Origin of the sequence: Massilia aerilata, from assembly GCF_042656905.1 — a bacterium.
Taxonomy (GTDB): domain Bacteria; phylum Pseudomonadota; class Gammaproteobacteria; order Burkholderiales; family Burkholderiaceae_D; genus Telluria; species Telluria aerilata.
Map to the genome: position 1 here is coordinate 925,872 of NZ_JBHSMZ010000001.1, position 19,032 is coordinate 944,903.

The 19,032-nt window shown below is 68.4% G+C and carries 17 protein-coding genes; 6 read left to right on the forward strand and 11 right to left on the reverse strand.

Annotated elements, in window-relative coordinates; genetic code table 11:
* The first annotated feature begins 358 nt into the window (after window positions 1-358).
* Complete coding sequence (gene leuA / locus ACFPO9_RS04185; RefSeq protein ID WP_379767471.1) at window positions 359-2,056, forward strand: 2-isopropylmalate synthase; 1,698 nt, start codon at window positions 359-361, stop codon at window positions 2,054-2,056.
* The gene (locus tag ACFPO9_RS04190) at window positions 2,056-2,922 is read left to right on the forward strand and encodes a cupin-like domain-containing protein (RefSeq protein ID WP_379767474.1); all 867 of its coding nucleotides are present in this window, start codon (window positions 2,056-2,058) and stop codon (window positions 2,920-2,922) included. The genes leuA and ACFPO9_RS04190 overlap by 1 nt, the downstream gene beginning before the upstream one ends.
* A gap of 4 nt (window positions 2,923-2,926) precedes the next feature.
* Here the strand turns inward: ACFPO9_RS04190 and ACFPO9_RS04195 are convergent, their stop codons facing one another.
* Together ACFPO9_RS04195 and ACFPO9_RS04200 are read right to left on the reverse strand one after the other, a co-directional pair.
* Window positions 2,927-4,135 (reverse strand): glycosyltransferase, encoded by a 1,209-nt coding sequence (locus ACFPO9_RS04195; protein ID WP_379767476.1) that lies wholly within the window; start codon window positions 4,133-4,135, stop codon window positions 2,927-2,929.
* Window positions 4,136-4,144: 9 nt separating this feature from the next.
* Window positions 4,145-4,915 (reverse strand): YdcF family protein, encoded by a 771-nt coding sequence (locus ACFPO9_RS04200; protein WP_379767479.1) that lies wholly within the window; start codon window positions 4,913-4,915, stop codon window positions 4,145-4,147.
* Window positions 4,916-5,003: 88 nt separating this feature from the next.
* On the opposite strand from ACFPO9_RS04200, the gene ACFPO9_RS04205 reads away from it, so the two are divergent.
* Complete coding sequence (locus ACFPO9_RS04205) at window positions 5,004-5,909, forward strand: hypothetical protein (RefSeq protein ID WP_379767482.1); 906 nt, start codon at window positions 5,004-5,006, stop codon at window positions 5,907-5,909.
* 154 nt (window positions 5,910-6,063) lie between these two features.
* On the opposite strand, the gene ACFPO9_RS04210 is transcribed toward ACFPO9_RS04205, so the two are convergent.
* The 3 genes from ACFPO9_RS04210 to egtD are packed head-to-tail and all read right to left on the reverse strand — an operon-like array spanning window position 6,064 to window position 9,243.
* Window positions 6,064-7,005, reverse strand: a complete 942-nt coding sequence (locus ACFPO9_RS04210; RefSeq protein WP_379767485.1) for a YihY/virulence factor BrkB family protein — start codon at window positions 7,003-7,005, stop codon at window positions 6,064-6,066.
* Complete coding sequence (egtB, locus tag ACFPO9_RS04215; RefSeq protein ID WP_379767488.1) at window positions 7,002-8,225, reverse strand: ergothioneine biosynthesis protein EgtB; 1,224 nt, start codon at window positions 8,223-8,225, stop codon at window positions 7,002-7,004. The genes ACFPO9_RS04210 and egtB overlap by 4 nt, the downstream gene beginning before the upstream one ends.
* Before the next feature lie 19 nt (window positions 8,226-8,244).
* Window positions 8,245-9,243, reverse strand: coding sequence for an L-histidine N(alpha)-methyltransferase (gene egtD, locus ACFPO9_RS04220; RefSeq protein ID WP_379767491.1), 999 nt, complete (start codon window positions 9,241-9,243; stop codon window positions 8,245-8,247).
* 80 nt (window positions 9,244-9,323) lie between these two features.
* Here egtD and ACFPO9_RS04225 point away from each other — a divergent pair, with 80 nt between their 5' ends.
* Complete coding sequence (locus ACFPO9_RS04225; RefSeq protein WP_379767494.1) at window positions 9,324-9,971, forward strand: ABC transporter ATP-binding protein; 648 nt, start codon at window positions 9,324-9,326, stop codon at window positions 9,969-9,971.
* Window positions 9,972-10,159: 188 nt separating this feature from the next.
* On the forward strand, window positions 10,160-10,471 hold the full coding sequence (locus ACFPO9_RS04230) for a hypothetical protein (RefSeq protein ID WP_379767497.1): 312 nt from the start codon (window positions 10,160-10,162) through the stop codon (window positions 10,469-10,471).
* Window positions 10,472-10,520: 49 nt separating this feature from the next.
* On the opposite strand, the gene ACFPO9_RS04235 is transcribed toward ACFPO9_RS04230, so the two are convergent.
* Window positions 10,521-10,802 carry a hypothetical protein gene (locus ACFPO9_RS04235; protein WP_379767499.1) on the reverse strand — a complete coding sequence of 94 codons (282 nt, stop codon included), beginning with the start codon at window positions 10,800-10,802 and terminating at the stop codon, window positions 10,521-10,523.
* Between the two features lie 28 nt (window positions 10,803-10,830).
* Between ACFPO9_RS04235 and ACFPO9_RS04240 the strand changes: the two genes are divergently transcribed.
* Window positions 10,831-11,151, forward strand: a complete 321-nt coding sequence (locus tag ACFPO9_RS04240) for a hypothetical protein (RefSeq protein WP_379767502.1) — start codon at window positions 10,831-10,833, stop codon at window positions 11,149-11,151.
* A 45-nt stretch (window positions 11,152-11,196) separates the two neighbouring features.
* Here the strand turns inward: ACFPO9_RS04240 and ACFPO9_RS04245 are convergent, their stop codons facing one another.
* The 5 genes from ACFPO9_RS04245 to ACFPO9_RS04265 all read right to left on the reverse strand — a co-directional run bounded on the left by ACFPO9_RS04245 (window position 11,197) and on the right by ACFPO9_RS04265 (window position 19,026).
* A complete protein-coding gene (locus ACFPO9_RS04245; protein WP_379767620.1) occupies window positions 11,197-12,318 on the reverse strand; it encodes a response regulator in 1,122 nt (373 codons plus the stop codon).
* Window positions 12,319-12,323: 5 nt separating this feature from the next.
* Window positions 12,324-15,878 (reverse strand): hybrid sensor histidine kinase/response regulator, encoded by a 3,555-nt coding sequence (locus ACFPO9_RS04250; RefSeq protein ID WP_379767505.1) that lies wholly within the window; start codon window positions 15,876-15,878, stop codon window positions 12,324-12,326.
* A complete protein-coding gene (locus ACFPO9_RS04255) occupies window positions 15,859-16,677 on the reverse strand; it encodes a substrate-binding periplasmic protein (RefSeq protein WP_379767508.1) in 819 nt (272 codons plus the stop codon). The genes ACFPO9_RS04250 and ACFPO9_RS04255 overlap by 20 nt, the downstream gene beginning before the upstream one ends.
* A 119-nt stretch (window positions 16,678-16,796) precedes the next feature.
* Window positions 16,797-17,750, reverse strand: a complete 954-nt coding sequence (locus ACFPO9_RS04260) for a Ppx/GppA phosphatase family protein (RefSeq protein WP_379767511.1) — start codon at window positions 17,748-17,750, stop codon at window positions 16,797-16,799.
* 79 nt (window positions 17,751-17,829) lie between these two features.
* Complete coding sequence (locus tag ACFPO9_RS04265; RefSeq protein ID WP_379767514.1) at window positions 17,830-19,026, reverse strand: GGDEF domain-containing protein; 1,197 nt, start codon at window positions 19,024-19,026, stop codon at window positions 17,830-17,832.
* Window positions 19,027-19,032 lie beyond the last annotated feature (6 nt).

A 19,032-nucleotide genomic window follows, 5' to 3' on the forward strand; every position in this document is an offset into this window, starting at 1 on the left:
GACACACCAAACAAAATTCACTTAGAGTGAAGAAATGTTCTCTCAACTGCCTCTGTCGACCCTCCTACCGCTGACCGGCGCCCTGGCGCCGGCAAGCCTGCTACTACGCGCGTAATTTCACGCTACGTACCCGCCCGGCGCCCGCCGGAACCCGCAGCCCCAGGAAAGTTGAACAGATGTTTGCCACCGCCTTCACCAGCCTCAGTTTCATCATCATCGCCGGAATCCTCCTGTCGGCCGCCGGCGAGCGCGCGCTGCTGCTATCGCTACCGATCGGTTGCCGGGCCTAGCGTCTCGTGGCCCGTCCGGCAGCCCACGCCACACCGCGCTTACCGAATACATTCTCAGGAGTTCCGCCATGTTGACCAATCCCGCCGCCAAGTACCGTCCCTTCCCCGCCGTCCCGCTGACCGACCGCCAATGGCCGAGCCGCAGCATCACCCAGCCGCCGGTCTGGATGAGCACCGACCTGCGCGACGGTAACCAGGCCCTGATCGAGCCGATGAGCCCCGAGAAGAAGCTGCGCTTCTTCGAGAAGCTGGTGCAGATCGGCGTGAAGGAGATCGAGGTCGGCTTCCCGTCCGCCTCGCAGACCGACTTCGACTTCGTGCGGATGCTGGTGCAGGAGAATCGCATCCCGGACGACGTCAGCATCATCGTGCTGACCCAGGCGCGCGATGAGCTGATCCGCCGCACCGTCGAGTCCTGCATCGGCGCGAAGCAGGCCATCGTCCACATCTACAACTCGGTGGCGCCGGTGTTCCGCCGCGTGGTGTTCGGCATGGGCCAGGACGAGATCGTGCAGATCGCCGTAAACGGCACCCGCCTGGTCAAGGAACTGGTCGCGCAGCATCCCGAAACCCGCTGGGGCCTCGAGTATTCGCCGGAATCCTTCTCGACCACCGAACTGGATTTCAGCAAGCGCATCGTCGACGCCGTCAGCGAAGTCTGGCAGCCGACCCCGCAGAACAAGCTGATCGTCAACCTGCCCTCGACCGTCGAGGCCAGCACCCCGAACGTCTACGCCGACCAGATCGAATGGATGTCGCGCCACCTCGAGCGCCGCGACAGCCTGGTCATCAGCGTCCACCCGCACAATGACCGCGGCACCGCCGTCGCCGCCGCCGAGCTGGCCGTGATGGCCGGCGCCGACCGCGTCGAAGGCTGCCTGTTCGGCAACGGCGAACGCACCGGCAACGTCGACCTGGTGACGCTCGCGCTGAACCTCTACACCCAGGGCGTGCACCCGGGCCTGGACTTCTCGGACATCGACGCGGTGCGCCAGCTGGTCGAGGAATGCAACCAGATCCCGGTCCATCCGCGCCATCCGTATGTGGGCGACCTCGTGTTCACCGCCTTCTCCGGCTCGCACCAGGACGCGATCAAGAAGGGCTTCGCGGTGCAGAAGAGCGACGCGCTGTGGGAAGTGCCCTATCTGCCGATCGACCCGGCGGATCTCGGCCGCAGCTACGACGCCGTCATCCGCGTCAACAGCCAGTCCGGCAAGGGCGGCATGGCCTACCTGCTCGAGCAGGAATACGGCCTCGAACTGCCGCGGCGCCTGCAAATCGAGTTTTCGCGCGTGGTCCAGCGCCATGCCGACGCCAGCGGCCGCGAAGTCGCCGCCAGCGACATCCACGCCCTGTTCGCCCGCGAATACTTCGAGCAGGAGAACCCGTCCTACCGCTACGTCTCGCACCGCATGGCCGAGGACAGCGAAGGCGAACACCGCGTCGACATCGACGTCTCGGTCGAGCACGAGCGCGTGACCAGCAGCTTCCACGGCCAGGGCAACGGCCCGATCGACGCCTTCGTGGCGGCGCTCGGCCTCGACATCCGCCTGATGGACTACCACGAGCACGCGATCGGCTCGGGCGCCGACGCCAGGGCCGCCTGCTACGTCGAGCTGCGCCTCGGGAACGGCCCGACCCTGTTCGGCGCCGCCATCGACAGCAATATCCTGACCGCGTCCTTCAAGGCCGTGCTGTCGGCCGTGAACCGGCAGATCGCCATGGCCGCGCAGGTGGACCAGCAGCCGGTGGCCCGCGCGGCTTGATGGGTTCCGAAGCGACTGCCAAGCGCCTGCCGCCGCGCCTGGATCTGCAGCCGGCGGCGGTGCGCGAGCAGAAGGCCGCGCAGGTGCGCGGCGTGTCCTCGATCCAGGCGATGCGCGAGGCGATTCGTTCGGCTTCGCGCGCGCTGCCCGTCATCACCGCCGTACCCAAAACCGGCCGGCTCGATGCCGCGGCCTTCCGCGCCCGCGCCGCGCAGGGCCTGCCCTTCCTGATGTCCGGCGTGGTCAAGCGCTGGCCGCTGTGCGCGCTCACCCCGCAAACGCTGCGCGAACGCTTCGGCGATGTGCCCGTGCGTGCGCGGGTCGGCGACTACGTGGCGACCGCCTTCGCGCCGGACCGCGCGATGAAGGACATGTCGCTGCGCGATTATCTCGATATCAGTGCTGCACCCGCCAGCGACCTGCCGCCCTACGTCGGCAACCTCGAACTGCGCGAACTGAACGGCATGTGCCACTGGCCCGGCTACTTCGAGAAGATGGGACCGCCGCGCTTCTGGCTCGGTCCCGCGCGCACGGTGACGCCGCTGCATTGCGACTACGACGACAATATCTTCGCCCAGATCTGGGGCAGCAAGCGCATCTTCCTGGCGCCGCCGCACCACGACGAATTCCTGTACGCCCGCGAAGCCAACCCGGTGCTGTTCGGATCGCCCTTCGACCCGGAAGCGCCCGACTTCGACGCCTTTCCGCTGGCGCGCCAGGCGGCCGTGGCCGAGGTCGTGGTGCAGCCCGGCGACATGCTCTACGTGCCGGCCGGCTGGTATCACCAGGTGCGGGCGCTGCGCTTTTCGCTGTCCTCGAACCGCTGGGCGCGCGCCGTGCCGCTGGCCCTGCCGGGCGGCGTCTGAGTATTCAGGCGCTCTTCAAAGCCAGCACTTCAAGAGCATCCGCCAGCGTCTCGGCCTGGCGCCGCGCATCGAAGCCGGCATGGCGTTTGGCGAAAGCCTGCGCCGCTTGCCGATACGCGCCTCCATCCAGCAGGCTGCGCACGATGGCCGCCCAATCCAGCGGCCACGCCAGTTCGCCGATATTGATCCCCGCGCCCATCTCGCGCACGCGGCGCGCCGTCAGGAAGGATTCGGCCGCCTGCGGCATCAGCAGCAGCGGCCTGCCGGCCAGCAGCGCCTGCGACACCGTCGATTCGCCGGCATGGCAAACCACGAACTCGCATGCGGGCAGGGCCTGCGCCAGGTCCACCGGCGCGCGCGCCCACGCGATGTTCAACCCAACCACAGGCGGCCTGGCGCCGGCCGCCACTTCCGGCGCATAGCACAGCGTACGGCAGCCGGCCGCTCCCAGCGCCTGGAGCATCGCCGCATGCTCGGCGTGCGGCGCATTCAGGTAAGCGAACACCCTTGCACCCGCGCCCGCCGGCCATTGCGGATCGGCGGCGCCGGCGGAGGGCGGCACATTGGGTCCGTACCAGCGCACGCTATCGGGCGGACGGCGCCAGGGATCGAGTTCGGGGAAAGTGCATAGCAGCGGCGCATCGCCCAGCAGCAGGCCGGATGCCCGCGCCAGCGGCGGCGCGGCGTAGCGGGCCAGCACCGCGTTCGCGGAGTCCAGCACGCGCGCTTCACCGGCCGCCATGCGCTCGCCCTGCGCAGGCTCCCAGTCGCGCAGCGGCGGCAGGGCTGTCAAAGCTGGCGGCATGGTGAAGCCGGCGCCGACCGCGGCGCTGGGGATGCCGAGGCTGCGCGCGGCCAGTACCGCGGTCGGTGCATAGTCGCAGACGACCAGCTCGGCCTGCGTCACCTGCAGCAGCGCGCGCCAGCCATCCACCAGGCCGTTGACCGCGCCGGCATCGATCCAGCCGCAGGCCAGCAGGATGTCGGCCAGGCTGGCCTCTCCCTTTGGCAAGCCATTGACGCGGTGCTGCCAGAACGGCGCCTGGAATTTGGGGGCGTCGATGCCGGCCAGCTGCCGCTGGGTGTGGACCAGGTCGCGCAGCGCGAACGAGACGTCATGCCCGCGCGCGAGCAGCGGCAGCGCGAGGGATTTCAGGCGGCCGGCGTGGCCGAGGGCGCGGCCGAGTTCCCAGCCGAGGAGGATGTTTGCCATGGATCGAGTTTAGCCGAGGCGCAGGCGATACCACGCAAAACCCAGCAGCTCATACAGCGCATACCAGGACCGCCGCATGCCTTCGGCACTGGGCACCAGCGACGACGCCGAGCGCGCCTGGCAGCCGAAGAACATGGTCGGCGCACTCACCACCTCCAGCCCTTCATGTTCGAAGGCCATGCGCGCGCGCGGCATGTGCATCGCATCGGTCACCAGCAGGACGCGCTTGACGCCGTTTTTGCGCAGCACGGCGGCGCTGTAGGCCGCATTTTCCGCCGTGTCGCGCGAGCGCGCTTCGATCCACTTGACCGGCACGCCGAAGTCCTCGCGCAGCGCGGTGGCCATGGCGTCCGCCAGGGCATCGGTGTCCATATCGGTCGTCCGCGCGCCAACGCCGCCGCTGACCAGCACGGGCAGTGAGGTAAGCCGCTGCAAATGCGCCGCATAGCGCAGGCGCGCCAGCGCCAGGTAATCGGGGATGTCGCGGCCGCCGTATTCCGGCGCCTCCTGCAGGCGCCCGGCCGCCAGCACGACGATCGCCTGCGCACCGGCGCGCTCGGGCGATCGCAGCGGCGCCGTCATGCGCTCCAGCGGCCTGACGAACAGCGAGGCGCCGGCGGTGGTGGACAGGACGGCCAGCAACGCCAGCCCGGCGCCGGCGACGATGCGGCCGGCGCGCGGCCGGCGACGCCGGATCAGCAGGCCGATCAGGATCAGCAGGAACAGGTTTGCGGGCGGGAGGATCAGTTCGCGCGGAATGGCGTTGAGCAGATTGAGCATCGATATAGGGACGGCGGGTCGGGTTCGGAGGCACGGCAACTCCGCCAGTCTACCGCTTCGGCACCACGCTCTGCGTCAGTGGGTGAGAATGTGCGTATCTCGCGTCCAGCGCTTGCAGGTATGCTGTCCGCTCTTTCACGAAATCCGTACACGGCCAACCATGATCCAGAAAATACGCCTCGCCGCATGCTTTCTGCTGTCGCTGCCCGCGCGTGCCGAACCGACCATCGTCGGCAACTGGGAGCTGAGCCACGTGGCGCCGCAAGCCGTCGAAAACACGAACCCGCGCGGCGTGGCGAACACAAAATTCTCCTTGACCGCCGACGGCAAGCTGCTCACCCTGGCCCCGGACGAGACCTCGCTGCAGAAGGCCGGCCATGCGGAATACAGCTTCGACGGCAAGCAGCTTTTCATTATCGAGTCGAATCGACCCGGCCGCCCGGCAAAAGTGAGCTTCCCGGACGATCGAACCATGGTTCTCATGCCGCAGTATGAAAGCCCGCGCACGTTCAAGAGGATCCCGGAATTCACGGCAAAGCTGGAACCGAAAAGCCTGCAGCTCATCGTCACGAAAGCGGACCATGGCAGCGAGCTTCCCTACGACACCGCGGATTATTCCAGGCTACCCCTGGCGGAGCGGGTAAAAGGCAGCTGGGAAGTCGTCGCCTACGAAAACGTCCCGTCGGGGCAAATGCCGCCCTATGGATTCACCAACGATGTGTGGACGATCGATGGCGTCAACGTGACGATCGCCAGCAGGATGCTGGAGCGCGAAGAGGCGGTGCCTTTCTCCTTCAGCGGTGGTCAACTGCAAAGCAGCGGTCTCGCCCTCGGCCAGCCGGGTTCGAAGCTTGCCTGGAAAGTGAACTTCGACGAATGGGGACGTCTCGTCCTCGATAGCGAGTACTGCCGGGTGATCCTCAAGCTGATGAGCAGGCAAAAACTCGATCCATCGCGCGTGCCGGTCAAGATCGTGCTTCTGAAAACGCGCTAAGTACTTGGCCAGAAATAAATGTGAGTTTTGGCGAACAGAACCGGATGCGGTGCAAGGCGGCGAGTGCGCCGCAGTGCGAGCACTGCAAGCAGGAGCCAACGCAGCAACGCGCCGGTTATGGAAGCCAAAAACACATTTATTTATGGGTAAGTACTTAGGTCTTCTCCGGTGGCCGCGTCTCCAGCTTCTTCCCCGGCCCCGAGGTCCCGCCCTGCCCGACCCGCTCGTACTCGGCGATCACCTGCGCCCCGAACAGCAGCAGCGCCGCCCCGATCTCGAGCGAGAACATCACGACGATGGCGGTGCTCATCGAGCCGTACACCACGTTCACCTTCGACAGGGTCGAGAAATACCAGACCAGCACATGGCGCGCGACTTCCCACAGCAGCGCCGCGGTGACCCCGCCGACCAGCGCGTGCGACAGCGACAGCCGTCCCACCGGCATCACCATGTAGATGGAGGTCAGCACCAGGATCTCGCCGGCCAGGCCCAACAAATACAGCAAGGCGCCGGACACGCCGTGCAGCGACCAGCTGTAGCCGAACAGGTCGACGGTCTCGGTGCCGATCACCTGCAGGGTGCCGGCCACCAGGGTCACGATCATGATGCCGAAGCCCAGCGCCAGGATGTAGCAGTAAGGGAGCAGCGCCGAAACCAAAAAATGGCGACGCCGCACGGCCACGCGGTGCACGAAGATCACGCTCATCGCGTTTTCCAGCACCGTGAAGGCGAAGGAGCTGAAGAAGACCATGGTGGCGGCCAGCACCCAGGTGATCAGGTCGCGCTCGTCGAGGAAGTGCGCGACCTCGGCGACGATGGCGGCGGACTGGCCGGGCAGCAGCAGCTCGAGGTAGCGCCGCATCGTCAGCAGCAGTTCGGCCTCGTTCAGGAAATGCGAGAGCACCACCACCACCAGCATCAGGAAGGGCACGATGGACAGCAGCGCGTAATAGGCGACCGCGCCAGCCAGCAGCAGGCCCTGGTTGGCGCGGAAGCTTTTCAGGACGCCCAGCGTGAAGGCGAGCGGGTGGCCGACGATGTAGGCATTCGCGCGCCGGTTCAGGACCGCCAGGCGCAGGCCGCTCATCCCCTTCATCGGGCCAGCCTGATGCCGGTGAACTGCCAGCGGCTGCCTGCCGGGAAGAAGTTGCGGTAGCTGGCGCGCGCATGGCCGTGCGGGGTGGCGCAGGAGGAGCCGCGCAGCACGTACTGGTTGACCATGAACTTGCCGTTGTATTCGCCCAGCGCGCCGGCGGCCGGCGCATAGCCCGGGTAAGGCGCGTAGCTGCTGCCGGTCCACTGCCAGCATTCGCCGAACATCTGCGCCAGGCCATCGCTGCCGGCTGCGCGCGGATGCAGGTCGCCGCAGGAAATCGCGATGTCGCGCGCCGCGAATTCCCACTCCGCTTCCGTCGGCAGGCGCGCGCCGCGCCAGCGCGCGTAGGCGTCGGCTTCGTACAGCGAGACGTGGGTCACGGGACGCGCGAGGTCGAGCGCTTGCAAGCCGTGCAGCGTGAACTCCATCCAGCCGCCCGCCTCCTTGCGCCAGTACAGCGGCTGTTGGATCTCGCCGCTGCAGACCCGGTCCCAGCCCTCGGACAGCCACAGGGCCGGATCACGGTAGCCGCCGGCGTCGACGAACTCGAGGTAGTCGCCATTGGTGGCCAGGCGCGAGGCCAGCTGGAAGGGCGCGACATACTGGCGGTGGCGCGGCAGTTCGTTGTCGAAGCAGAATCCGTCGCCGCGGTGGCCGATCTCGGCCAGGCCGCCCTCGAAATCCAGCCAGGTCAGCGGCCCCACCGGGCAGGATTCCGGCAGCGTGGAATCGAGATACGCGGGAAACAGCGGATTCTGCGCCAGCAGGTGCTTCAGGTCCGTCAGCATCAGCTCCTGGTGCTGCTGCTCGTGCTGCAGGCCCAGCTCCACCAGCGCCGCGAGCCCGCGCTCGTCGGGCGCATCCTGCAGCAGGCGCACCATGCGCGCGTCGACGTTGCGGCGCCAGGCCAGCACCTCGTCGAAGGCGGGCCGCGTCAGCAGGCCGCGCCGCGCCCGCGGATGCCTGGCGCCGACGCCGTTGTAATAGGAGTTGAACAGCACCTTGAAAGCCGGATGGAAGGCCTGGTAGCCCCGCTCGCGCGGCTCGAGGATGAAGGTCTCGAAGAACCAGGTGGTGTGGGCCAGGTGCCATTTGATCGGGCTGGCGTCGGGCATCGACTGCGCGCAGCAGTCTTCGCTGGACAAAGGCTCGACCAGGTGCAGCGAGCGCTGGCGCACCTGTTCGAATTCGCGGGCCTGGCGGTGTTCGTTCGCTCCCATGGCGTCCTCGGCTCGGCTGTCAGTGCAAGGCGCCGGGCGGGATGGCGCGCGCGTGGATCACGGCGAACCATCCGCGTTCGTCGGTCCAGACGCCGGCGGCGGCAAAGCCGGCCTGCTCCAGCAGTCCGACCGCGGCGGCCGGGCGGTATTTGTAGCTGTTCTCGGTGTGGATGCGCTCCCCGGCTTCGAAACGCCGGCTGCCGCCGCGCCAGGTGACCTGCTGGCTGCGCCTGGCTTCGAGGTGCATCTCGACGCGGCCTTCGCGTTCGTTGTAGAAGCCGTGATGGCGCCAGGCGCGGATGTCGAAGTCGGCGCCCAGCAGCAGGTTGGCATGGCGCAGCACGTTCAGGTTGAAGGCGGCGGTCACGCCCAGCGCATCGTCGTAGGCGGCGTCCAGCACCGCGTGCTCCTTGGCCAGGTCGATCCCGATCAGGATGCCGCCATCCGGGCCGCACTGGGCGCGCACGCGGCGCAGGAAGGCCAGCGCGTCCTCCGGGCTGAAGTTGCCGATCGAGGAACCGGGATAGAAGAACAGGCGGTGCTCCTGGCGCACCACATCCGGCAAACGCCAGTCGCCGCCGGAGAAGTCCATGCCGAGCGGGTTCATCTCGATATGGCGGAAGCGCTGCTGCAGGCGCTCGACGGCGTCCTGCAGGAAGTCGGCCGAGATGTCGACCGGGACGTACTGCGCGGGATGCAACAGCGGGAACAGGCGCGCCGCCTTGGCGCAGTTGCCGGCGCCGAGGTCGATCAGGGTCGAGCCGGTGCCGACCGCGCGCGCGATCTCGGCGCCGTGGCGCTCGAAGATCGCCGCTTCGGTGCGGGTCGGGTAGTACTCCGGGACTTCGCAGATGGCCTCGAACAGCTTCGAGCCGAGCGCGTCGTACAGGAACTTGGGCGAGATGCAGGCGTGCGGGGCACGCAGGCCGGCTTCGAGTTCGGCGCGCAGGCGCAAGCCCTCGGCCGAGGTATCGAAGGGGACATCGAGAGAAGGTGCTTCGGTCGAACGGTTCAGCATCGGAAGGCCCCGGAATGTTGACGTTCTTGCCATCATACGCGAATCGGGATAATGCCGTCGCCATGCTAAAGTGGCGGACTATGCTTGAACTCGTCGACCTCTCCAAGTCCTACGGCGGCCGCACCGTGCTGGCCCGGCTTTCGCACCGTTTCGCACCCGGCGAATTCGTCGCCGTGATGGGCGAATCCGGGGTCGGCAAATCGACCCTGCTGAACCTGATCGCAGGCCTGGACACGCCCGACAGCGGCCAGGTGGTGGTCGACGGCGTACCGATGTCCAGCCTCGACGACGATGCGGCGACGCAGCTGCGCCGCAGCCGCATGGGCTTCATCTTCCAGGCCTTCCACGTGCTGCCGCACCTGACGCTGGAACAGAACGTGGCCCTGCCGCTGCTGCTGAACGGCGGCGCGGACACGTCGCGTGCGCGCGCCATGCTCGATGCGGTGGGCTTGAAAGGACGCGGCGCCGATTTCCCGCGCCAGCTGTCCGGCGGCGAGCTGCAGCGGGTGGCGATCGCGCGCGCCCTGGTGCACCGCCCAGCCCTGCTGCTGGCCGATGAACCGACCGGGAACCTGGACCCGGAGACGGCGGACGGGATCCTGCACCTGCTGCGCGCCGAGATCCGCCAGAGCGGCGCCGGCGCCATCATGGTCACCCACTCGATTGCCGCCGCCGCGATGGCCGACCGCACCCTCGTATTGACGCGTTCTGGACTGCAATTAACGTAAGTTCCAAGCAGAAAGACGCATGTTATGGGCTTTTATTCATGAACAGTGCGTCATACTTGTCAAAGTCGTAGTAGCATTCCAACAAACCCACCCAGCATACGCAGTATAGAAAGCAGCAAAAGATACGGTCGGGCAAACTCTCCAAAACAAGTCGGTCTGTCTTGAATGTTCCCAAACGGAGGAAGTTCATGAGCGTACGACAGAAAAAACAGGAGCTGCTCGAGGCGATGCACCGCGCCCGCGCGGCAGAGCCGTCGAGTTTCGTCCCCAATCCCTTGCTCGACACCCTGATCACCCGCATGCAGCTGAAGAACGACGCGGAACTATGCCGCGTCCTCGAAGTGCAGCCGCCCATCATCAGCAAGATACGGCACCGCAAGCTGAACGTCGGCGCCACCATCCTGCTGAGGATGCACGAGAAGTCGAATATCCCGATCCGCGAGCTGAAGGAACTCACGGCCGAGGCGCGGGAGCAGCCGGCGGGGCGGACCACGCACTGAGGAGGCTGCCCAGGCCTTTGCAGCATGACGCCGCAGGGCCCGTGGATGCTTATTCGGTCGGGGGCCGCCCGGTCTTGAGCTGGGGAAGATTGCCGAGCACTGCGCGCAGGCTGGCGACGTCGAGCTGGCCCAGCAGGGCCACGCCGATGCGCAGCAGTTCGCTTTTCTTGACCTCGAAGCCGGCCTTCAGGCAGGCCTGCTTGACCACGCCCAGCACCGCGTATTCCCGCTCCGGCATGGTGAAGCTGTCGCGCACCAGCGTGGGCCGCGCCTGGGCCGCGGTGTCCGGACGCGCCGGTTCGGCGCCGCGGCTTGCGCGCGGTTTTGCCACGGACTTGCCTGCCGGCCTGGAAGCCGCCTTGACCGCGGCTTTGGCAGCCTTCGCGGCCGGCGTGGCCGCGCGCTTCGCGGCGGCCGATCTGGTCGCGGCGGATTTTACCGCGGCCGCTTTCGCCGCGCCCGCTTTCACTGCGGCTGGCTTCGCTGTGGCCGGCTTCGCTGCGGCCTTCGCCGCGGCCGGCTTGCGCGCCGGCGCCGCCGCGGCCTTGCTCGTCTTCGCGGCGCTCTTTACAGCCGCCTTCACGGCGATCCTGGCTGGCGGCATGGAAGCCCCCGCTGCTTTGGCTGTTGCCCTCGCCATCCCTTACTCCATCGTCAAACAAACCAAACAATATATATGATTTGACGCCTGGCCGGAAGGACGGCACGCCTGGAACTGGCCTGGCTCAATCGCCTTCGTCGGCGAAGGCGATGGCGATGCGCGCGAATTCCGGCTCGATTTCGAAGAAGGCGTCCAGTACGTCCGGATCGAAATGGCTGCCGCGGCCCTTGCGCATCACGTCCAGCGCCTGCTCGTGGGTGAAGGCCGGCTTGTAGACGCGCTTGCTGATCAGGGCATCGTAGACGTCGGCCACCGCCATCAGGCGCGCCGACAGCGGGATCTGCTCGCCCTGCAGGTTCTGCGGGTAGCCGGAGCCGTCCCACTTCTCCTGGTGCGAATGGGCGATCTCGCGCGCGAACATCAGGAAGCTGTTGCTGCCGCCGATGTGGCGCTCGACCAGCATGATGGTGTCGCGCCCGTACACCGCGTGCATCTTCATGATCTCGAATTCCTCGCGGTCCAGGTTGCCCGGCTTGAGGAGGATGCGGTCGGGAATGCCGACCTTGCCGATGTCGTGCAGCGGCGCCGAGCGGTACAGGGCGTCGATGGCCTCGTCGGTCAGTTCGGCGCCGTATTTTGCACTCAGGCGCGGATGGTTTTGCAGGTGCCGCGCCAGCGCACGCACGTAGTTCTGGGTGCGGCGGATATGGTTGCCGGTCTCCTGATCGCGGGTCTCGGCCATCGAGGCCATCGCCACGATGATCGCCTCCTGCATCAGGTAGAGCTGGGCGGTGCGCTCCTGCACCAGCTTTTCCAGGTTCTGGTTGTGGTCCTGCAGCGCGCGGCGCGCGGCCCGCAGGTTCAGCTGGGTGGCCACGCGGGCGAACAGGATCGGCGGGCTGATCGGCTTGGCGATGTAGTCGACCGCGCCCAGCGACAGGCCCATGGCCTCGTCCTCGACCTGGTTCTTGGCGGTCAGGAAGATCACCGGGATCTCGGCCGTGACAGGGTTGGCCTTCAGCTGGCGGCAGGTCTCGTAGCCGTCCAGGCCGGGCATCATCACGTCCAGCAGGATCAGGTCCAGGCTGGGCGTGGCGGCGGCGATCTGCAGTGCCGTGCTGCCGTTGTTGGCGACCTTGGTGTTGTACCTGTCCTTGAGGAGGCGCGACAGCAGCATGATGTTGTCGGGCGTGTCGTCGACGATCAGGATGGTCGGCCGCAGCGCCTGATTGAGAGGATTGTTCATGAAGTTCATGGGGTTTCCGCTATATCGGGACGCGCATCCGCTGCCTGCGGCAACAGCTGGCGTGCCTCTTCGAATTCGTAACGCGACAGGTGCTGCTCCAGGCGCGCCAGCACCGGGGTCTCGAGCACGCCGGCGAGCTGGCCGCGCACCGTCTCGAAGTAATCGGTGGCGTCGCCGGAGAACTCGGCCAGCAGCTGTCCGAGCTGGGCGATGGCCTGCAGCGCGTCGGCCGGCGCGAGCGTGACGGCCTCCTGCACGGCCGGCGCCGGCTGGATGGCCGCCTGCGCGGCGCGGCCGGCAAAGTACTGGTCGAGCGAGTGCATGGTGGCGTCGACCGCCGCATCCAGCGCGCGCACGCCGGCCGCCAGCCGGCCGCGGTCCGGCTCGGCCAGCGCCAGGCCCTCTTCCACCGCCTGCGCCAGGGTCTGCAGCTCGCGGGCGCCGATATTCCCGGCCACCCCGCGCAGCGTATGCGCGCGCACGGCCGCCTGGGCCAGCCGGCGCGCCTGGTAGTCCTCGCGGATCTGGCCGCCGGCGTCGCGCTGGGTGGCTCGGAAGCGGTCCAGCAGCTGCACGTACAGGGCGACATTGCCGGCCACGTGGCGCAGGCCGAAGGCCGAGTCGATGCCGGACAGGCTCGAAAGACCCGGCAGCGAAGGCCCATCAGACACTTCCGGCGCGAGCGTGCGCGGCAGCGGTGGCGGCAGCTGGGAGCCGATCCAGCGCGCCAGGGTCGCGTACAGCTTCTCCGGCTCGACCGGCTTGCTGACATAGTCCTGCATGCCTTCGCGCAGGCAGCGCTCGCGGATCTCGGCCAGCGCGTGCGCGGTCATGGCGATGATCGGCAGCTTGTCGAAGCGCGCATCCTTGCGCAGTTCGACGGTGGCGGCGTGGCCGTCCAGCTGCGGCATCTCGAGGTCCATCAGCACCAGGTCCCAGGCGTCCGGGCCGCGGTCATGCAGCAGGTCGAGCGCCTCGCGGCCGTTGGCGGCGACGTCCACCGCGATGTTCCGGGCCTGCAGCAGTTCCAGTGCGATCTGCTGGTTGACCTGGTTGTCTTCGACCAGCAGCACGCGCGCCGCCACCTTCCCCATCTCTTCGCTGCGGCCGCGCGCGTTGCTGCTGCCGGGCGGCGCAAACAGGGTGACCAGGGTGTCGACCAGCGCCGACTGCCCGAGCGGCTTGCACAGGAAGCCGCGGATGCCGGCGGCTTCCGCCTCCTGCTGCACCTCCTCGCGGCCGAAGGCGGTCACCAGCACCACCGAGGGCGGATGGCGCAGCGCCGGGTTGCCGCCGATGCGGCGGGCCAGCGCGATGCCGTCCATGCCCGGCATCTGCCAGTCGGTCAGCACCACGCGATAGGGGTCGCCGCCGGCGTCGGCCGCCAGCAGCGCGGCCTCGGCTTCGAGCCCGCTGGCGGCGGTGTCGACCCGCAGCGGCAGCGCCTGCAGGGCCTCGCACATGATCTCGCGCGCGACTTCGCTGTCGTCCACCAGCAGCAGGCGCGCGCCGTCCAGCTCGGGCGGCGCCACCGCCACCCGTTCGGGCTCGCCCGACAGCGGGAATTCGAGGTCGAAGTGGAAGGCCGAACCTTTGCCGGGGCTGCTCTTGACCACGATCTGGCCGCCCATCAGGCCGACCAGCTGCTGGGAGATCGACAGCCCGAGGCCGGTGCCGCCGTATTCGCGGGTGGTCGAGCCGTTGGCCTGGTGGAAGGCGCGGAACAGCTTGCCCTGCTGCTGCTCGTTCATGCCGATGCCGGTGTCGCGCACCGCAAAGCGCAGCGTGACGCGATCCGGCCGGGCCGCGTGCGGCAGCATGGCGCTGGCTTCGATGCGCATGCAGGACAGTTCGAGCTCGCCGGCCGGGGTGAACTTGACCGCGTTGTTGACCAGGTTGATCAGCACCTGGCCCAGGCGCAGCGGGTCGCCGACCAGCATGCGCGGAATCGAGTGCGGCACGTGGAACAGGTATTCGAGCTGCTTGTCGGCGGCCTTCTGGCTGGTCACGCTGGCGACGTTGGCCAGCACGTCGTCGAGGCAGAACGGGATCTGCTCGACGTCCAGCTTGCCGGCCTCGATCTTGGAAAAGTCGAGGATGTCGTTGATGATCCCCAGCAGCGACAGCGCGGCGCGGTGGATCTTGCCGACGTAATCGTGCTGCTTGGGCGAGAGTTCGGTGCGCAGCGCCAGGTAGGCCATGCCGATGATGGCGCTCATCGGGGTGCGGATCTCGTGGCTCATGTTGGCCAGGAATTCGGACTTGGCGACGTTGGCCGCCTCGGCGCGCACGTTGGCCGCCACCAGCGACTGCTCGCGCTCGCGGCGTTCCGAGATGTCGCGCAGGAAGGAGCAGAATTCATAGTCCTCGCTGTCGGCCAGCTGGACCCGCGTGATCGCCAGCTCGATCGGGAATTCGGTGCCGTCGCGGCGCAGCGCATAGGTTTCGATGCGGGTGTCCAGCACCGCGCCGACGCCGCTGCGTTCGAAGCGGGCCAGGCCGTTGCGGTGGGCGGCGCGGTGGCGTTCCGGCACGATGCACTGGTCGAGGTCCAGGCCCAGCACCTCGTCGCGCGACCAGCCGAAGATCCGTTCGGCCTGGGTGTTCCAGCCGACGATGCGGCCCTGGCGGTCCATCCGCACCACGGCGTCGAGGGCGGTGTCGACGATCGCCTGCAGTTTTTCCTGGCTGTCGCGCGCGACCCGGATCGAGTCCAGCAGCTCGCGCGTGCGCGCCGCGATCTTCTGTTCGAGGTCTTCGTTCAGTTCGCGCAGCTGCTGCTCGATGCCGCTCTTCTCGCGCAGCAGGCCATTCGTCACTTGCTCGGCCTTGCGCAGCCGGTTCAGGGTGTCGCGGAAGCTGCGCACCGCCGAGGACAGGCGCCCGATCTGGTCGCGCCGGCCGATGCCGGACAGGTAGATGTCGGTCTCGCCGCGCGCCAGCTTTTCGAGCGCTTCCTGGATGTCGGCGAAGGGCTGGGTCATGCGGCGGCCGACCAGCAGCACGCAACCGACGATGGCCAGGGTCAGGATCAGGTTCGCCATCACCGTCTGCACCATCTGGCGGCGCAGGTCTTCGTCGATCTGGCGGCGCGAGAAGGCCAGCTCGATGGTGCCGACGTGGAAGTTGCGGCTCCCGTCGTGGAAGCTGATCTTGCGCTGGACCCGGATCGCGTTCGGCTCGTCGCTGTCGGCGCCGAGCGCGGCCAGCACCGCGCCGTTCGGCGCCAGCACGTGCAGCATCAGCACTTCCGGCGTGGCGCCGAGCGAATCGACCACCGAGGACACGGCGGCGCTGTTGATGTCGAACAGCGGCCGTGCCAGCGCGTGCGAGAGCACCGAGGCCTGGCGCTCGACGCGTTCCTGCAGGCGCGCGCTGGCCTCCTCGCGCAGGGTCTGCATCACATAGGTGGTATAGACGCCGGTCGACAGCGCGACCGCCAGCACGATGCCGGCGCCGAGGCGGAACACGACGTTCTGGCGCCAGCTTTCGAGTCCGCGGCGCGCCAGCGCGGCCAGTCCCCGGCCCTTTTTCAGGCGTTCAATGCTGGGTTCCGGCATGCGCGCTTCCACTTCCAGGTTGCGGGAACACGCTCAGCTCGCGCTCGCGCTTGCGATAGGCCGGGCTGTTGCGCACTTCCAGGACGGTGTTCCAGATGCGTTCGGCGAGCTGCGGCTGGCGCTTGACGAGATCGTTGGACAGCAACAGGTAATAGGGCTTTTCGAGCAGGGGCGCCGGCAGCACCTCGAGCTGCTCGGCCATCCTGCCGCGCACCAGGCGCGTGGCGTCGCCGCCGCCCAGGGCCGCCGCTTCCACGCGTCCGGACAGCAGCTTCTGCAGCAGTTCGTCGGAGCGCTGGCTGCCCTCGTCCACCAGCACGCCCTGGCGGCGCAGGAAGTCGCCCACCGAGTAGCCGAGCTGGAAGCCGACGCGCCCGTCGAGGTTCTGGAAGGCCTTGCCGTTCCAGTCGACGCGGCTGCCCTTGCGCCGCACCAGCAGGTAGCGGTCGACATGCAGGCGGCGCTCCGGGTCCGGCTTCAGGCCGCCCGGATACGCGCCCAGCTCCAGCCGCTCGGTCGAGAAGCTGGCCGCGAAGGCGCCGTCGACCTGGTTGGCCTTGAGCTGGGCCAGGCAGCGCTTCCAGGGCATGCTCTGGTAGCCGAACTGGATGCCAGCGCGGCGCGCCACTTCGTTCAGCAATTCGAAATTCAGGCCGCCGCCGTCCAGGGTGCGCCAGGGCAGCACTTCTTCGCGTTCGAAACAAAGCTGGACGATGGGCTTGCCGGCGGCCATGACCGGGCTGGCGGCGAGGCCGAGCAGGCAGAAAGCGAAGGCGCCGTTGGTAAGGATGCGCTGCATGTCGGTGGGGCCGGCATTGATGTTGGTTAGAAACAGAACACCAAGTATGCCAGACCCTGTTGAAATTTAGGAAATTTGTGACTGGCAGGCACAAATCGGCGTCGCCGCGCCGCCACGTCTCAGGCCGCGACCGTTTGCCGCTGCCGGTGCAAATCATGCAGCAGCCCATGGCGCAGCCCGGCATCGGTTTCCAGCAGCGTCTCGATCTCGAGCTCCTCCATCAGCGCGATCAGGATCGCCAGCGCGGCGGCGACGTTGCGCGGCAGCAGGCGTCCGAGTCCGGCCAGCGGACGGCCGCCGCCGGTGTGCTCCAGCACCCGGGCGCCCAGGACTTCGAGGTCGGCGCGGCGGATGGCCATCGGGTCCCTGGCGCCGTCGCCGCCGTTTTCACGGGCCAGGCGCGCCAGGGTGCGCACCGTGCCGGAAGCGCCGTACACGCAGTCGCGCGCGTCGGGGCCGTAGTCGGCCGCATGGTCGGCCAGGCGCACGCGCGCCGAGGACACCGCGGCGGCGAAGGACACCGCGTCGATGCGGCCGTTGCCGAAAAAGGTCAGGGCCTGGCGCACGGTGCCCAGCGCCACCGAGCCGGCGCGCGTGACGCGCATGCCCTGCCCCAGCGCGAACTGGGTCGAGCCGCCGCCGATGCCGATCACCAGCGGGCGGCTGCCTTGCGGGGCGGCGCCGGACACGCCCAGCCAGGTCAGCAGGGCTTCTTCCTCGCCCGACAGCACCCTGACCTCGTGGCCGAGGGTCTGCTGGGCGGCAGGCAGGAACAGGTGGGCGTTGCGCGCCATGCGCAGCGTGGACGTGGCGACCGTGCGCACCGCCGCCAGGGGATGCGCGCGCAGGCGTTCGCGCAGGCGCGCCACGCACGCGAGGGCGTCGCGCATCGCGTCCTGGCTCAGGCAGCCGCTGGCATCGAGGCTGGCGGCCAGGCGCAGCGGCACGTGCTCGCCGTCCAGCGCCTGTGGCACGCCGCCGCGGTAACTGGCCACCAGCAGGCGGAAGCTGTCCGAGCCTAGCACCAGGGCGGCGTAGACGGGGTCGGACGTGGCGTGATCGTGATCGCTCATTGCAATGGAAGCTCCATGGAGAACGGCGCCACGATAGCGGCCCGGTATGACGCTTCGATGACAGCGCCGGACAGCATCCTCATGCCTCGGCGGGAATGGCTTGCGCCGGCGGCGCCAGCGCGACGCGGTCGCGCCCGCCCTCCTTGGCGGCGCGCAAGGCTTCGTCGGCGCGCGCCAGCAGGGTCACGCTGCTGTCGTCGGCGCGGATCGCGGTCACGCCGAAGCTGGCGGTCAGGGAGATCATCGCGCGCTCGGTCTTGACCTTGGTGGCCGCGATCGCGGCGCGCATGCGCTCGGCGACCATCGCGGCGTCTTCCTGGCTGGTGCGGGGCAGCAGGATCGCGAACTCGACGCCGACCAGGCGGCCCAGCTGGTCGCTGTCGCGCAGCTGGCGCTTGCAGACCTCGACCAGGGTGCGCAGCACGACGTCGCCGGCCGGGTGGCCGTAGCTGTCGTTGACGCGCTTGAACTGGTCGAGGTCGAACAGCACCAGCGCGGTGGACGGGCCCGGACGGCGCGCCAGCGCCATCCACGGCGCCAGCACCTGGAAGAAGCCGCGCCGGTTGAAGCAGTCGGCCAGCGGGTCCACCACTTCCAGGCGCGCCAGCTGATCCTGCACATCTTCCTTCCCCAGCAGCAGCCAGCCGAAGCCGCCCAGCAGCATCAGGAGGTACAGTGCGGCGGAATACAGCTGGCGCAGCAGCTCGTTGCTCATCCAGCCCCAGCCCGCGGGCGCCAGCAGCACCAGCGCGCCGCGCGCCCCCACCACCAGGGCCAGCAGCGCCGTCGCCAGCGCCAGGAAGCGGCGCAGCATCGAGGCCTGGGCCCAGCCGCGCGCCAGGGCGGCGGCGGCCGACAGATAAAACGCGGCCAGGATCAGCGACGACGCCAGCGCGCGCAGGCCGATCTCGTCGATCCAGTAGCACAGCAGGAAGGCGCCCACGGCCAGCACCAGCGCCGGGGTGGCGATGCTGCGCCAGCGCCGTCCGCCGGCGCGCTCCCACAAGGCCCCGGCTTCCCAGGCCACGCCGGCGATCACCAGCCCGTAGGCCACCGGCAGCGCCAGCCGCTCGGGCACGATGTTCGCGCCGCCGATCGCCAGCAGCAGCCAGCCGGCCGCCTGCATCTGGCGCGACCAGCCCCAGATGGTCAGGGCCGCCGGGCGGCGGCCGCCGCTCACGTTGCCCTCCTGGTGCGGCTGCTCGAAGAAGATCAGCGCGGCGCAGATCGCCAGGTTGCCGAGCGCCAGCGCGAGGACGATGGTGGTGGAATCCATGGCCGC